Source organism: Micromonospora sp. NPDC005686 (assembly GCF_042871665.1).
In the GTDB taxonomy this organism is placed as follows: domain Bacteria; phylum Actinomycetota; class Actinomycetes; order Mycobacteriales; family Micromonosporaceae; genus Micromonospora.
On record NZ_JBIAIY010000013.1, the window covers coordinates 49,555 to 63,978 of the forward strand.

10 protein-coding genes and 1 riboswitch are annotated in these 14,424 nt (G+C 72.5%); of the genes, 5 read left to right on the forward strand and 5 right to left on the reverse strand.

The window, feature by feature from the left end; genetic code table 11:
• The first annotated feature begins 2 nt into the window (after positions 1-2).
• Positions 3-219: riboswitch (cobalamin riboswitch) on the forward strand.
• A 112-nt stretch (positions 220-331) separates the two neighbouring features.
• Positions 332-2,728, forward strand: coding sequence for a ribonucleoside-diphosphate reductase subunit alpha (locus ACFYON_RS25870; RefSeq protein ID WP_387321122.1), 2,397 nt, complete (start codon positions 332-334; stop codon positions 2,726-2,728).
• Positions 2,719-3,747: a ribonucleotide-diphosphate reductase subunit beta gene (locus ACFYON_RS25875; RefSeq protein ID WP_354872990.1), complete on the forward strand. Its 1,029-nt coding sequence runs from the start codon at positions 2,719-2,721 to the stop codon at positions 3,745-3,747. Before ACFYON_RS25870 ends, ACFYON_RS25875 begins: the two co-directional genes overlap by 10 nt.
• A 70-nt stretch (positions 3,748-3,817) precedes the next feature.
• Here the strand turns inward: ACFYON_RS25875 and ACFYON_RS25880 are convergent, their stop codons facing one another.
• Complete coding sequence (locus ACFYON_RS25880) at positions 3,818-4,849, reverse strand: hypothetical protein (RefSeq protein ID WP_354872988.1); 1,032 nt, start codon at positions 4,847-4,849, stop codon at positions 3,818-3,820.
• A gap of 410 nt (positions 4,850-5,259) precedes the next feature.
• Between ACFYON_RS25880 and ACFYON_RS25885 the strand changes: the two genes are divergently transcribed.
• Positions 5,260-6,150, forward strand: coding sequence for an SGNH/GDSL hydrolase family protein (locus ACFYON_RS25885; protein WP_354872986.1), 891 nt, complete (start codon positions 5,260-5,262; stop codon positions 6,148-6,150).
• Between the two features lie 57 nt (positions 6,151-6,207).
• On the opposite strand, the gene ACFYON_RS25890 is transcribed toward ACFYON_RS25885, so the two are convergent.
• Positions 6,208-7,467, reverse strand: coding sequence for a glycoside hydrolase domain-containing protein (locus tag ACFYON_RS25890; protein ID WP_354872983.1), 1,260 nt, complete (start codon positions 7,465-7,467; stop codon positions 6,208-6,210).
• 210 nt (positions 7,468-7,677) lie between these two features.
• On the opposite strand from ACFYON_RS25890, the gene ACFYON_RS25895 reads away from it, so the two are divergent.
• Positions 7,678-7,830 (forward strand): hypothetical protein, encoded by a 153-nt coding sequence (locus ACFYON_RS25895; protein ID WP_354872980.1) that lies wholly within the window; start codon positions 7,678-7,680, stop codon positions 7,828-7,830.
• Positions 7,830-8,795, forward strand: coding sequence for an N-acetylmuramoyl-L-alanine amidase (locus tag ACFYON_RS25900; RefSeq protein ID WP_387321125.1), 966 nt, complete (start codon positions 7,830-7,832; stop codon positions 8,793-8,795). The genes ACFYON_RS25895 and ACFYON_RS25900 overlap by 1 nt, the downstream gene beginning before the upstream one ends.
• Before the next feature lie 45 nt (positions 8,796-8,840).
• Here ACFYON_RS25900 and ACFYON_RS25905 read toward each other — a convergent pair whose 3' ends face one another.
• The 3 genes from ACFYON_RS25905 to ACFYON_RS25915 all read right to left on the reverse strand — a co-directional run bounded on the left by ACFYON_RS25905 (position 8,841) and on the right by ACFYON_RS25915 (position 14,257).
• Positions 8,841-11,525, reverse strand: coding sequence for a collagen-binding domain-containing protein (locus ACFYON_RS25905; protein WP_354873127.1), 2,685 nt, complete (start codon positions 11,523-11,525; stop codon positions 8,841-8,843).
• A 135-nt stretch (positions 11,526-11,660) separates the two neighbouring features.
• Positions 11,661-12,218, reverse strand: coding sequence for a GNAT family N-acetyltransferase (locus tag ACFYON_RS25910; protein WP_354872974.1), 558 nt, complete (start codon positions 12,216-12,218; stop codon positions 11,661-11,663).
• Positions 12,215-14,257: a penicillin acylase family protein gene (locus ACFYON_RS25915; protein WP_355095467.1), complete on the reverse strand. Its 2,043-nt coding sequence runs from the start codon at positions 14,255-14,257 to the stop codon at positions 12,215-12,217. Before ACFYON_RS25915 ends, ACFYON_RS25910 begins: the two co-directional genes overlap by 4 nt.
• Between the last annotated feature and the right edge of the window lie 167 nt (positions 14,258-14,424).

Consider the following 14,424-nt stretch of genomic DNA (forward strand, 5'->3'; position numbering starts at 1 on the left):
ATATGGTGTTCCTCGCAGCTGGTTCGGCCGGGCCTTCAACTGGTCCGTCCGAGGCAAGAGGGAACCCGGTGGAAGTCCGGGACTGCCCCGCAGCGGTGAGTGGGAACGACAGCCGTCAACAGCACTGGGCCACCGGCCTGGGAAGCGACGGCCAGTAGGCGACCGGCGACCCGGTCGGGCCCGCGAGTCCGAAGACCTGCCAGCGCGCCGTGCGCCTTCGCGTACGGCGGTCGGAGGTCGCGCGGGACGACCGACGCCAGCAGCCGGGCCGGCCGTGCCGCGCCCGTTGGCGTCTCCCGCCGTCTCCAGACGGTGACAGCGAGGAGAGGTCATGACTGTCGTACAGGAGAGTCCCCCGTCCGGGACCGGCGGATCCGAGGCCCGCCGGCCGGCGATGCGGGTACGCAAGCGGGACGGCGACACCGAGCCGGTGGACGTCAACAAGATCGTCCGGGCGGTCGAGCGCTGGGTCGCCGACCTGGACGAGGTGGACCCGCTGCGGGTGGCCACGAAGACGATGAGCGGGCTCTACGACGGGGCGACCACCGCCGAGCTGGACCGGTTGTCGATCCAGACCGCGGCGGAGCTGGTCGGCGAGGAGCCGCAGTACTCGAAGCTGGCGGCGCGGCTGCTGGCCGCGTACGTGGACAAGGAGGTTCGCGGTCAGGGCGTGGCGAGCTTCAGCCAGTCGATCGCGTACGCGCACGGGCTGGGGCTGATCGGCGACGAGACGGCCGCGTTCGTGGCCCGGCACGCCCGCAAGCTGGACGACGCCGCGGACCCGGACGGCGACCTGCGGTTCGAGTACTTCGGACTGCGCACTGTCGCGGACCGCTACCTGCTGCGGCACCCGCAGTCGCGGCTGGTGGTGGAGACGCCGCAGTACTGGCTGCTGCGGGTGGCCTGCGGGCTGTCCCGCACCCCGGGCGAGGCGGCCGGCTTCTACCGGCTGATGTCCAGCCTCGCCTACCTGCCCAGCTCCCCCACGCTGTTCAACTCCGGCACCCGGCACACCCAGATGTCGTCGTGCTTCCTGGTCGACTCGCCGCGCGACGAGCTGGACTCCATCTACGAGCGGTACCACCAGGTGGCGAAGCTGTCGAAGTTCTCCGGCGGCATCGGCATCTCCTGGTCACGGGTGCGTGGCCGGGGCGCGCTCATCCGGGGCACCAACGGCCGGTCCAACGGCATCGTGCCGTTCCTCAAGACGCTCGACGCCGGGGTGGCGGCGGTCAACCAGGGCGGCCGGCGCAAGGGCGCGGCCTGCGTCTACCTGGAGCCGTGGCACCCGGACGTGGAGGAGTTCCTGGAGCTGCGGGACAACACCGGCGAGGAGTCCCGGCGTACGCACAACCTCAACCTGGCCAACTGGATCCCGGACGAGTTCATGCGCCGGGTCGAGGCCGACGGCGAGTGGTCGCTGGTCGACCCGTCGGACGCCCCGGAGCTGCCCGACCTGTACGGCGAGGCGTTCGACGCCGCGTACCGGGCAGCCGAGAAGAACGCGGTGCGCACGGTGAAGGCCCGGGACCTGTACGGGCGGATGATGCGCACGCTCGCGCAGACCGGAAACGGCTGGATGACGTTCAAGGACGCCGCCAACCGGCTGTCCAACCAGACCGGCGAGCCGGGCAACGTCATCCACCTGTCCAACCTGTGCACCGAGATCCTGGAGGTGAACGACGACGCCGAGACCGCCGTGTGCAACCTCGGCTCGGTGAACCTCGGTGCCCACGTCACCGCCGACGGCGTGGACTGGGAGCGGCTGCGCGCCACCGTACGCACGGCTGTGGTCTTCCTCGACCGGGTGATCGACATCAACTACTACCCGGCCGAGCAGGCGGCGGCGTCGAACCCGCGCTGGCGGCCGGTCGGGCTCGGCCTGATGGGGTTGCAGGACGCGTTCTTCACGCTGCGCCTGCCGTTCGACTCGGCGCAGGCCAAGGAGCTGTCCACCCGGGTGCAGGAGGAGATCCTGCTGACCGCGCTGGAGACCTCCGCCGAGCTGGCCGAGCGGTTCGGTCCGCATCCGGCGTACCCGCAGACCCGGGCCGCCAAGGGTGACCTGCACCCGGACCTGTGGGGCGCGGAGCCGGCGCAGACGCAGCGGTGGGCGGCGCTGCGCGAGCGGATCGCCGCGCACGGGCTGCGCAACTCGCTGCTGGTGGCGATCGCGCCGACCGCCACCATCGCCTCCATCGCCGGCTGCTACGAGTGCGTCGAGCCGCAGGTGTCCAACCTGTTCAAGCGCGAGACCATGTCCGGGGAATTCCTCCAGGTCAACACGTACCTGGTGCGGGAGCTGAAGGCCCGCGGGCTGTGGACGCCGCAGGTCCGCGACCGGATCAAGCGGGCCGAGGGCTCGGTGCAGGACATCACCGAGCTGCCCGCGCCGGTGCGGGAGCTGTTCCGCACCGCCTGGGAGCTGCCGCAGCGGGCGCTGATCGACCTGGCCGCCGCGCGGGCGCCCTTCGTCGACCAGTCCCAGTCGCTGAACCTGTTCCTGAGCGCGCCGACCATCGGCAAGCTCTCCTCGATGTACCTGTACGCCTGGAAGGCCGGGCTGAAGACCACCTACTACCTGCGTTCCCGTCCCGCCACCCGCATCCAGCAGGCCACCGTCGCGCCGGTGCTCGCCCCGGTCTCCGGCATGGTGTCCGCCGTGAGCGACGACGAGGCGCTGGCCTGTTCCCTGGAGAACCCCGAGAGCTGCGAGGCATGCCAGTGACCACCACCGCGCCGACCCGGCACATGCTGCTCGACCCCGGCATGGACCTGACCCTGCGGCCGATGCGCTACCCGCGCTTCTTCGACCGGTTCAAGGACGCCATCAAGAACACCTGGACGGTCGAGGAGGTCGACCTGCACGGAGACCTCGCCGACCTGGCGAAGCTGTCCCCCGCCGAACGGCACCTGGTGTCGCGGCTGGTGGCGTTCTTCGCCACCGGCGACACCATCGTCGCCAACAACCTCGTGCTCAACCTCTACCAGCACGTCAACTCCCCCGAGGGCCGGCTCTACCTGTCCCGGCAGCTGTTCGAGGAGGCGGTGCACGTCCAGTTCTACCTGAACCTGCTGGACACGTACGTGCCGGACGAGAAGGAACGGTTCGCCGCGTTCGCCGCCGTGGAGAACATCCCGTCGATCGCCCGCAAGGCCGAATTCTGCTTCAAGTGGATCGACTCGATCTTCGAGCTGCGGGAACTCCGGAGCCGCGACGACCGGCGGGCGTTCCTGCTCAACCTGATCTGCTTCGCCGCCTGCATCGAGGGCCTGTTCTTCTACGGCGCGTTCGCCTACGTCTACTTCCTACGGTCCCGGGGCCTGCTCAACGGGCTGGCCTCCGGCACCAACTGGGTGTTCCGGGACGAGTCGATGCACATGGCGTTCGCGTTCGACGTGGTGGAGACCGTACGCGCCGAGGAGCCGGACCTGTTCGACGGCGAGATGGAGCGGCAGGTGAAGGAGATGCTGGCCGAGGCGGTGGAGTGCGAGGTGAGCTTCGCCGCGGACCTGCTGGGGCAGGGCGTGCCCGGGATGTCGCTCGCGGACATGCGCGAGTACCTCCAGCACGTGGCCGACCGGCGGCTCGCAGTGCTCGGCATCGCCCCGATGTACGGCAGCGCGAACCCGTTCGCGTTCATGGAGTTGCAGGACGTGCAGGAGCTGTCCAACTTCTTCGAGCGCCGGGTGTCGGCGTACCAGGTCGGGGTGACCGGCAGCGTCACCTTCGACGACGACTTCTGACCGGGCCGCGACACGACGAAGCCGGCAGGCCGGGAACTCCCGGCCTGCCGGCTCCACACACCGGCGTCGGTTACCGCAGGAAGCGGTCGAGCGCGGCCTCGATGGTGCCGCTGTCCGGCGACGCGTACGACTTCATCGTCGACTTGTTGTAGGAGATGAAGCTCGGGCAGCGGGCGGCCGGCGCCGCCACCGTGCCACCGTCACCGACCTTCTCACCGGTCTTGGCGGCGTGGAAGGTCAGGGTGTACCGCGAGGAGACGTAGTCGATGGTGACGACCTTGTCCTCGCTGTTCTTGTACTGGCACTTCTTCGGCGTGCCCTCGCTGCCCTCGACCATCTTGAGGCAGCCGATGACGGACACCGTGGCGAAGTCCGCCGACTTGGCGTAGTAGGGCTTGTCCGAGCTGACCGTCTTCTGCGACCAGACCGACGGCCGGTCCGGGGAGTTGGAGAAGACGTACGCCTTCGCGCCCGCGGGCGCGGTGTACGGCGCGGCGTTGAGGATCGCTCCCCCGTCGCAGACCGCCGACATCTCGCTGGAGTACCGCGCGGTGATCGAGTTGTTGTTGGAGGGGCCGTCCGGTCCGCTCGACTCCGGCGCGTCCGCGCTGGGGGTCGCGGACGGGCTGCTGTCCGGCCCGGGGGTGGCGCTGCCCGAGGCGGCCGGCTTCGGGTCGTCGTCGTCGCCGTTGAAGGCGACGTAGGCGAGGCCACCGCCGCAGCACAGCAGCGTCAGGGTGACCGCGCCGGCCGCGAGGCCGACGATGAGGCCCTTGCTCTTGCCGCCGCTCGGGGGCGGCGTGGGCGCGTACGGCTGCCCGGCGTAGCCCGGCTGACCCGGGTAGGGCGCCGCGGGCTGCGCGCCGTAGGGGGCGCCCGACGCCGGCTGCGCGCCGTACGGTGCGCCCGAGGCGGGCTGCGCGCCGTACGGGGCGCCCGACGCGGGCTGGGCACCGTAGGGCGCACCCGAAGCCGGTGGCGATCCGTAGGGCGCGCCGGAGGCCGGCTGGGCGCCGTACGGGGCGTTCGGGTCGGGCTGGTTGCCCCACGCTCCGGCGTTCGGGTCCGGATAGCCTCCGTAGGGAGGGTGATTGTCACTCATCTGAGGTTCTTCCACCTGTCGTCCGTGGTTCCGGCGATCAACCACTTCGCAGCGTAATGACGCCCGCAAATCCAGGATCGCCGACATTCGATCGGTCCTTCACCACCCGTACCGGGGTCGCTCCGGTGCGTGCGTACGCGAATCCGGCACCGGGCCGCCCACCAGGGGCGACCGGGCCTGGGAACCTTGCGACACAACGAAACGAGCGCTCGGCACGCGCCCCCTACCCGATGCCGGCGTCATCGAAGAGTGTGACGTACGCAACATCACGACGGGGCAACAAGCCCTCGGCCGGGCGGCGACGGACCACATCCCGGGACAACAGACAGTGAGTCCCGCCGATATTGACGTACATCACAGGCGCGGACAGAATCCCAGCACCACCACCAGGACCCCTCCGGGAGGGCCCCATGAACCGTCCCCGCCTGCCGCTCCTGCGGACCGCCGGCCGTATGACCGCGCTCGTCGCGGCCGTCACCGGCGTGCTGCTCACCGCCGCCGCGCCCGCCGTCGCCGCCGCGCCCACCGGGCGCTACGTCGCGCTCGGCGACTCCTACACCTCCGCCCCGCTCGTGCCCACCCAGATCGACCTGAACTGCCTGCGTTCCAGCCGCAACTACCCGTCCCTGGTCGCGGCGTCCGCCGGTTCCTCGTCGTTCGCCGACGTGAGCTGCTCCGGGGCCACCACCGAGGACATCCTGTCCGGCGGCGACGGCGCGCTGGGCACCGCGCTGCCGCCGCAGGTCAGCGCCGTCACCTCGAACACCGCGCTGGTGACGGTGCAGATCGGCGGCAACGACATCGGATTCGCCTCCATCATCGGCGACTGCGCCGAGGCGAGCGTCAGCAGCCCGCTCGGGTCGCCCTGCAAGAACCGGTTCACCGCCGGCGGCACGGACCAGTTGCGGGCCCGGATCGCCGCCACCGCGCCCAAGGTGGCAGCCGTGCTGCGGGCGGTCCGTCAGGCCGCGCCGAACGCGCGCGTGGTGGTGCTCGGGTATCCGGCGATCCTGCCCGACAGCGGGTACGGCTGCTGGCCGGTCGTGCCGATCGCCTACCAGGACGTGCCGTACCTGCGCGGCGTCCAGAAGGCGCTCAACACGATGCTCGCCGACACCGCGGCGGCGGGGGGCGCGAGCTACGCCGACGTCTACACGCCCTCGATCGGCCGCGACACGTGCAAGAGCAGCGGCACCCGCTGGGTGGAGGGGCTGGTGCCGCAGAACCCGGCCGCGCCGTTCCACCCGAACGCCCGCGGTGAGCAGGGCATGGCCACCGCGCTGCTGGCGCACCTGAGCTGAGCCGGGACGCCGTGGGCCGGTCCCGCCGAGGCGGGACCGGCCCACGGACCGGCGCGCTCAGACCCGGGTGAGGCGTACCGCGTCGGCGACCACGTAGCCGGTGCCGGCGCTCCAGCGGCTCACCCCGACCTTGTCCCCGGTGCCGCCGGCGAGCGTGAACACACCGAGGGACACCCAGCGTCCACCGCCGGTGCGCTGGTCGACCACCACCGACCGGTTGCCGGTCGTGGTGGCCACCAGGTACGGGGTGCGGTCGTTGTAGCCGGGATCGGCCGGGTACCAGACCGAGACCTCGTAGGCGCCGGTCGCCGGCAGGGTGGCCTGGAACCAGGCCACATCGCTCGACGCCACCGGAGCGGCGAAGCGGTAGTCGGCGCCGTAGCGCTGCCCGGAGTACGCGGAGGTGCCCCAGGCCGCGCCGGCGGTGAACCCGCCCGCCGTGGTGTTGTCGACCGTCACGCTCCAGGAGGCGGGCGGCGTGCCGGCCCGTACGTCCAGGTAGTTGCGGTCGATCTTCATGGTCACGCCGCCCCACGTCTCGGTGACGTCCCCCGCGTACTGGTGCAGGCGCTGCTGGTCGGCGTAGCGGTCGTCGGCGCAGTACGTGCCCCCGTCGGTGTCCGCGACGCCGTTCCACCAGGCGATCCAGATCTGGTCCAGGCGCAGGTACCGGGTGTCGTGGTAGGCGTCGCAGACGTCCCTGATCCCGGACGAGCCGCTGGAGTACATGCCGGCGAGGTAGCCGCGCGTGTGCAGGCGCTCGACCCAGCCGGAGAGGAAGGAGAGCACGGCGGCCCGGCAGGCGGTGGTCGACGGGTACTGCTCGATGTCGTTGTAGAGCGTGCTGCCGGCGCTGATGCCGAGCGCCTGCGCCGCCGCGGCCGCGCTGTCCGCCGCGGACCTGCCCTGCCCGCGGGCGGTCGCCGGGTCGGCGGACATCTTCGGCGTACGGGTGCCGCACGGCGCCTGGTAGCCCAGTTCGATGGGGATGAGCCGCCAGCCCTTGCGGGTCTGGTCGGCGACCCAGGTGGCGGTGAGGTTGGGCTGGGCACACGTCCGGCTGCCGCCGCTGATGTAGACGCCGACCGCGCGGTACGGCGAGGCGGCCAGCCAGGTGTCCATCGCGGCCTGCGACGGCGCGGTGCAGGTGTCGAAGCCCTTGCCGGTGAAGGTGCCGGGCTGCGGGCCGACGGCGGCCATGGTGGCCGGTGGCTCGGCGGCGGCAGTTGTCGCGGCCCGGGCCGGGGCGGCCGAAGCCGGCGCCGGGACGGCCGCGAGCACGGCGAGAAGCGTCAGGGCCGTGGCGATCGCTCTCATCGGCGCCCTCTCCTGTGAAGGGTTCCTCGCCGGACGGCGAGACCTGGGCAGGATTTCTATCACGCATCGACGGATGACGACAGATGGTCTGGCGAAAGTTTTCACGTCAGAAACGATCATTGAAGGGTATCGACAGAGGGCCCGGCGGCGGTATAGCGTGCCCGCACTCACATCCGTCGATCAGCGCAGCGCCGTCACCCGAGGAGCGCCATGCCCACGTCACGATCCCCCCGTCTGCGACGCCGAGGTCTGCTCGGCGTACCCGCCCTGGTGGCCGCCGCCCTCGGCGTGGCCGTCCGCCCCGGCGCGGCGCACGCGGCGCCGAAGGCCGAGTGCCTCGCCGACCTGCTCGGAGCGCAGTGATGGCGACCATTCCCTGGCTCGTGGACGTGCTGCGCGCGGCCGGCGTGCAGGTGGTGGTCGAGGGCGACTGGCTCAACCGGATGCGCCCCGGCTCGTTCGACCCGATCGGCGTGCTCTGGCACCACACCGCTGCCACCTCCAGCGCCAGCAACCCGCACCCGGCGCTCAACATCTGTATCAACGGCCGCTCCGACCTGGCCGGCCCGCTCTGCCAGGCGCTCGTGGACTACAACGGCGTGTTCCACGTGATCTCCGCCGGCCGGTGCAACCACGCCGGCACCAGCGGCGGCAGCGGCCCGATCCCCGCCGGGGACGGCAACACCCTGATGATCGGGTGGGAGATCGACTACAACGGTGTCGACCAGCGGATGACCACCGCCCAGTACAACGCCAGCATCGCCGCCACCGCCGCCGTGCTCAAGCGGCTCGGCCGGGACTCCAGCTACGCCCGGGGGCACCGGGAGACCAGCACCACCGGCAAGATCGACCCGTCCTTCATCGACCTGAACACGATGCGCGCCGACGTGGCCGCCAAGATGGCCGGTGGCGGTACCGGCTGGACGTCGATCGTGGACAACGCCACGGCGGGCCGGTTCACCGCGAGCGCCAGCTGGGGCACCTCGACGTACTCCGCGCAGCGCTACGGCGCCGACTACCGCTACGCGGACCCGGTCGCCGCGAGCGACGCGGCCTGGTACAAGTTCAACGTCCCCCGCACCGGGAACTACCGGGTCGAGGCATGGTGGCCGGCCAACGCGGGCTACAACGCGGCCACGCCGTACATCGTCGCCACGACCACCGGCAACCGGACGGTGGTCGTCGACCAGCGGGCGACCGGCGGGCAGTGGCGCACGCTGGGCACGTTCGCGCTGCCCGCCGGGGACGCCAACCGGGTCGCGGTCAGCCGGTGGAGCTCCGCCGCCGGCCTGGTCATCGCCGACGCCGTCCGGCTGACCGAGGTCTGAGACCTTCCTCCCGCGCGCGGGTGGCGCCGGTCAGCCGGACCGGCGTCACCCGGCGGCGCGACGACGCCGGGTGAGCAGGACCAGCGCGGCTCCGGCCAGCAGCACCAGTCCGCCGGCGACCGAGAACGGGAGCAGGAACGAGGACCCGGTGACGGGAAGCCTGCCGTGGCCCCCGGGTCCCGGTTTCGGACCGTGCTCGATCCGCACCGGCACGCAGAGTGCCGCCTCCGGCGAGACGACCGCCGGCCCGGACGGTGGCGTGCCGGTCGCGGTGGCGGTGTCGGTGAGGCACTCCCCGGCGGCGTCGGCCTTCGCGACCGTGTAGATCGCCGCGCAGGTGACGCTCCGCCCCGGGGCGAGCGTGACGCCGCCGTTCGGCGTGGCGTCCGGTCCGCAGGTGATCGGCCCGAGGCGCGCCGGGTCGGCCGGCGGCGCCAGCGTGTCGATCACCGTGACGCCGGTCAGGGTGACCGAGCCGGTGTTCGTGACCCGGAACAGGTACCGCACCTGCTGGCCGACCCGGTGCACCTCCGCCGGCTCGGCGGACTTCTCGATGACGATCGCCCCGTTCCCGCGCACGGTCACCGCGGCGGAGGCGGGTTCGGAGCGTACCGGGCCCGGCGCCGGCTGCCCGGGTACGGTGGGCGGGGTGCCGACCGCGACAGCCGTGTTGGTGATCCGCCCGGCCGCGACGTCGGCCTCGGTCACCGTGTAGGTCGCGGTGCAGGTGGCGCTCTCCCCCGGCGCGAGCGCCGTGGCGTCGCAGGTGATCGCCGACGGCCGCCCGCTGCCGGAGAAGGCGGTCTCCTCGACTGTGACGCCGGTCAGCTCGGTGTTGCCGGTGTCGGTGACGGTGAACCGGTACGTGACGACCTCACCGGCGGCGGACACCGTCGTCGGCGTCGCGGCCTTGGTGATCGCGACCGCCGGGTGCAGGATCGGGACCTCCTGCGCGGACGGGCCGGAGACGACCGGCGGCCCGCTCGGCGGGGTGCCGGTGGCGGTCGCCACGTCGAGCAGCACCGCCTCGGCGAAGTCCGCCGCGGGCACGGTGTAGGTGGCCCGGCACTCGACCGACTCCCCCGGCGCCAGGGTGACGCTGCCGTTCGGCACGTCGCCCGGTCCACAGGTGATGGCGGTGAGGTTGCTCCGGCTGGCCGGCGGCAGGAGCGTGTCGTTGATCGTGACCCCGGTGAGCGTGACCCCGCCGGTGTTGACGGCCTCGTAGCGGTAGGAGACCTCCTGGCCGACCCGCGTGATCGCGACTGTGGTCGAGGACTTGACCACGCTGATGCCGGCCTCCGGCTGGTCGGCGGGGATCGTCAGCGAATCCGGCTCGGACAGGATCGGCGTCTGGCTGCCGGCCGGGAAACCCCGGGCGGTAGCGGTGTCCGTCACGCCGCCGTTGTCGAGGTCGGCCTGGGTGACCGTGTACGTCGCGGTGCAGGTGATGGAGGCTCCCGGGTCGAGCACCGTGGCCGGGCACGTGATCGGGCCGAGGCCGGCGTTGGACGACGGGGGCGTCTGCACGTCGAGGACGCTGACGTCGGTAAGGCGGACGCCGCCGGTGTTCACCACCTCGAAGAAGTACGGCACCTGCTGCCCGACGGCGCTGATCAGCCCGGTCGACGACGACTTCACCACGGCGATGCCGGCGTCGCCGCCGCCGTTGCAGGTCAGCGAGGCGCTGAACGGAAAGTAGTGGATCTCTCCACCCTGGTGGTCGAGCGTCCGGGTGATGACGCTGCCTTCGGTGTTGGCGGCGGACCGGTCGGAGAACGCGGCGTTGGGGGCGTAGATGCTGCCCTCCACGGTGCGCGCCGCGGCGGTGAGCGTGAGCCGGTTCGCGGTCGGGAAGTTGAGCAGGATGTACCGCGCCTCCTCGCCGCCGATGCCGGAGAAGTTTGGCGCGTTCCAGTCCAGCGCGTCGCCGACACCAGAGGTGTCCACGTTGATCAGCAACGGTGTGGTCGACGTCGGCCGGTCGGCGAAGGTCAGTGTGTCGATGTTGTTCAGGTCGGTCGCGCTGATGGTCAGCACGTTCGTGACACCACTGGTCAGGGACACCACCGCGTTGCTGCCGGGCGGGACGGGGCGGGGCAGGACGGCCCCCTCGGGAGTGCGGAGCACCACCGTGTTCTCGCAACCGGCCAGCGCCGAGGCGGTGGACCGGAACTCCGCGAACGCGGCGGCGAAGTTGACGACAGAGGCGGGACCGACGTTCGCCGGTGGCTGCCGGACGGTCAGCTCGACCCGGGGGAAGGCGTCGTAGTCGTCCCTGGGCAGGATCCGGGTGTTGGCGGCGGCGCCGTTGTCGTCGGTGTCCCGGACGAACGTGCCGGTGAGATCGCCGACCTTGGCGTAGCCCTGGGAGAGCACCTGGAGCCGGCTGCCCGGCACGCTGCCGGCGAAGTCGACCCGGCCGCCCACCACGAGCGCGGTCGGCCGGCTGTCCCCGGGGACGACGAACGAGCCGGCCGTGCTGTTGGCGAGCTGGTAGTTGCCGAAGGAGAGGTTCCCGCCGACGGCCATGGTGCCGTCGTTCTCGTCGCTGACCACGCGGGCGTCGCCCTCGGTCATGACGCCGAAGCTCAGCGCCGGAGCGACCGGGTTCACCGGTCCGACCGCCACACGCGCCTGCGCCGGCGCCGCACGGCCGGCCGGAGCGGCCGACACGGGCGCCCCCGGAAGCGCGGCCGTGATCGCGGCGACGGCGGCGATGGCTGCCATGCGTCGCACGGGCGCAGACGTTGAGCTGATCACTTTCACCCCTTATATCCGATTAGGGATGAATGTTAGCGGCCGATTTGACGCTCCGTGCCCAGTCGGCCGACTCCGCGCCGCCGGACGTGACGCGGATCGGCGTCACGCCGTCGGGCGGCCCGCCTCGAACCGTTCCCGGGTCAGGAACGCCAGCCGCGCCCGCTTGTCCGGCATGTCGATCTCGTCGCCGAACGTGAAGCCCTCGATCCGCAGCCGCCGCAGCATCGCGCCGTTGCGCACGTCCGGCTCGGCCACCACCCGGCACGCGGCCGGGTCGCGCAACAGGAACCGGACCAGCGCCGGGAACACCGCTCCGGTCAACGACCCCGGATACGGCCGGGGCGCGTCGAGCAACAGGTGCAGCCCCACGTCGCCGGGTCGCACCGGGTAGCGCTCGCCGACCGGGTCCGCCTCCGGCTGGTAGGTCTGGAACAGGCCGATCGGCTCGCCGTCGACCCGGATCAGGTACGCGTGGTGGGTGTCCAGGCCGTCGACGAACGCGTAGATCTCGCGTACCTCGTCGACCGTGTGCGCGCCCATGCCCCAGAACCGGTTGCGGGGCCGGATCACCCAGCCGTGCAGCAGGTCGGCGTGCCGGTCGGGGCGTACCGGCTCCAGCGCCAGCTCGCCGAGGCCGGGGATCCGTTCCAGGTGGATCACGTCGTCTCGTCTCCCGTCAGTGGGCCGGCGGGCACCGGGATGAGCGCCCCGGCGGCCCAGTGGGTCAGTTGGTCGGCGAAGTGCGGGTCGCCGGGGCGCCCGGAGGCGCCGAACGGGACGATCCAGCGGCTGGCCGCCCGGTCGGTCAGGTCCCACACGTAGCGGGCCACCGGGCCGCGCCAGCAGGCGTCGGAGACGCCCGGCACGCTGGAGGTGGCCAGCACGCAGTCGGTGTCACCGGACAGCGCCACCCGTCGCCGCATCGCCGTCACCGCGTCGGTGATCGCGGGGGCGACGCCCAGGTGCACCGGGTGCAGGAGGTGGCGGCTCCCCCACTCACCGGGCGCCGCCCCGGTGGCCACCTCGGCCAGCGCCTCGGCTGCCGGTTCCGCGAGGTCCGCGCCGAACTCGGCCGCCAGGCGGTCCAGCGCCAGGCCGATCCGGGCGGCCGGGTCGGTCCAGGGGGCGAACAGCTCGTCGAACCCGCACGGTTCGTCGAGGGCACGCAACCTCGGGTGTACGCGCAACCGCCGGGCGAGCGCCGCCCGCCACGCCGCGTACGCGCCGGCCCCGGCCGAGCCGGCCGCCATCGTCCGGTCCCAGGCGCGCAGCCGCAGCAGCAGCGCGCGGGCGGGTTCGTCGAGCCGGCCGGGGTCGAGCCGGCCGAGCAGCCGGTGCAGCGGGCCGGCCGGGAGCCGGTCGTCGGTGTGCACGGTGGACGGTTCCGCGCCCTCGGCGAGCAGAGCCCGGATCCGGCGGGCCCGGTGCGGCGGGGCGAAGTCGGCGCCGTGCGCGGCCACGTCGTCACGGCGGTCGTTGGCGCACACCGCCACGCCGTCGACCGGCTCGTCCACCAGCGGCAGGTAGTCGCCCCGCCATCGGTAGGCCGGTTCCCAGGCCGGCACCGGTTCCCGGCGGCACCGCTCGTCGCGTACCGGCACCAGGCCGGCGACCAGGCGGCGGACGCCTCCCCCGGTGTCGGCGGCGAGCACGCTGTTCACCGGCTCGACCCAGTGGCGCAGCGCGTCGGCCACGTCACCGGTACGCCGGGCGCGCAGCAAGGGCAGCAGCGCCGCGAAGCCGAGGCGGGCCTCGACCCGGCTCGGGGTGCGCAGGGCGATCGCCTCGCCGGTGACCCGGTCGTGGTCGATCACCGGCCCGCGGGGCGTCTCGATCACCTCGACCGTCTCCGGGACGCCGCCGCGCACCTCGATCTCCTCGACGTGGCGGGCGGCGGGCGTCCAGCCGTCGGCGTCGCGGACCAGCACCCGGTCGCCGTCGCGGCGCAGCCGCTCGCGGTACACGTCCTGGTAGTCGGCCATCGCGTTGGTGACGGCCCAGGCCACGTGGCCGGTGTGGCCGAAGTGCGGCAGTCCGGGCACGCCGGGGAAGGCGAGCCCGACCACGTCGAACTCCGGGCACGCCAGCCGGACCTGCTGGTAGACGCCGGGGAGTTCGAGCAGCCGGTGCGGGTCACCGGCGATCATCGGGCCACGCCCGGTGGCCGGGTCGGCGGGCAGCGCCCAGGCGTTGCTGCCCGAGGACGCCGGTCCCTCGACCGCGAACAGCCCGGCCGCGTCGGGGCCGAGCGTGCGGGCCACGTGCGCGTGCCACAGCTTGTTCGGGAACGTGGAGAAGAGCACGTGCTGGACGAGGAAGACACCCAGCGGGGACCAGGGCTGCCAGGGTTCGGGCGCGCTGGCGGTGGCGGCGAACTCCGGTGCGCCGGCGGCACCCTCGGCGAGTCCGGCGTTGACCCCGTCGACGTACGCCTCGACCCACCGCCGCGTGTCCGGGTCCAGCCGTTCGTAGCAGCGCCGGGCGGTGTCGTCCAGCCGTACGCGCCTGGCGAACCGGTCCCACGCCAGCTCGGCCGGGCCGACGTGGGCGGCCAGCCGGCCCTCGGCACGCCATCGTTCGACGCTGATCTGCCAGGCCCGGTCGAGCGCGGCGACACGGCCCTGCAGGCGCGCGAGCGCGTCGACGTCGGCGGCCCACAACTGCGGCACGCCCCACCGGTCGCGATCGACGCGTGTCATCGCGCCTGCCTCTGCCGGCACGCCGGGCGGTGATTCCATTCGAGTGTCAACTTAGGATACCCTCCCCTAACCGACGGTGACCCTACCGCGACGAGGGTCGGACGCCAACAGCGGTAGATCCACGACAAAGCTCCCCAAGTCGCGCTTGATAATAAGGGCAGCCTAAC

What these genes read in the sequence shown, in the direction of transcription:
- ACFYON_RS25870 (WP_387321122.1), top strand. Translation starts at nt 332, where the DNA reads ATGACTGTCGTACAGGAGAGTCCCCCGTCCGGGACCGGCGGATCCGAG.
- ACFYON_RS25915 (WP_355095467.1), bottom strand. Translation starts at nt 14,257, where the DNA reads ATGACACGCGTCGATCGCGACCGGTGGGGCGTGCCGCAGTTGTGGGCC.
- ACFYON_RS25880 (WP_354872988.1), bottom strand. Translation starts at nt 4,849, where the DNA reads ATGAGTGACAATCACCCTCCCTACGGAGGCTATCCGGACCCGAACGCC.
- ACFYON_RS25895 (WP_354872980.1), top strand. Translation starts at nt 7,678, where the DNA reads ATGCCCACGTCACGATCCCCCCGTCTGCGACGCCGAGGTCTGCTCGGC.
- ACFYON_RS25900 (WP_387321125.1), top strand. Translation starts at nt 7,830, where the DNA reads ATGGCGACCATTCCCTGGCTCGTGGACGTGCTGCGCGCGGCCGGCGTG.
- ACFYON_RS25885 (WP_354872986.1), top strand. Translation starts at nt 5,260, where the DNA reads ATGAACCGTCCCCGCCTGCCGCTCCTGCGGACCGCCGGCCGTATGACC.
- ACFYON_RS25905 (WP_354873127.1), bottom strand. Translation starts at nt 11,525, where the DNA reads ATGGCAGCCATCGCCGCCGTCGCCGCGATCACGGCCGCGCTTCCGGGG.
- ACFYON_RS25890 (WP_354872983.1), bottom strand. Translation starts at nt 7,467, where the DNA reads ATGAGAGCGATCGCCACGGCCCTGACGCTTCTCGCCGTGCTCGCGGCC.
- ACFYON_RS25875 (WP_354872990.1), top strand. Translation starts at nt 2,719, where the DNA reads ATGCCAGTGACCACCACCGCGCCGACCCGGCACATGCTGCTCGACCCC.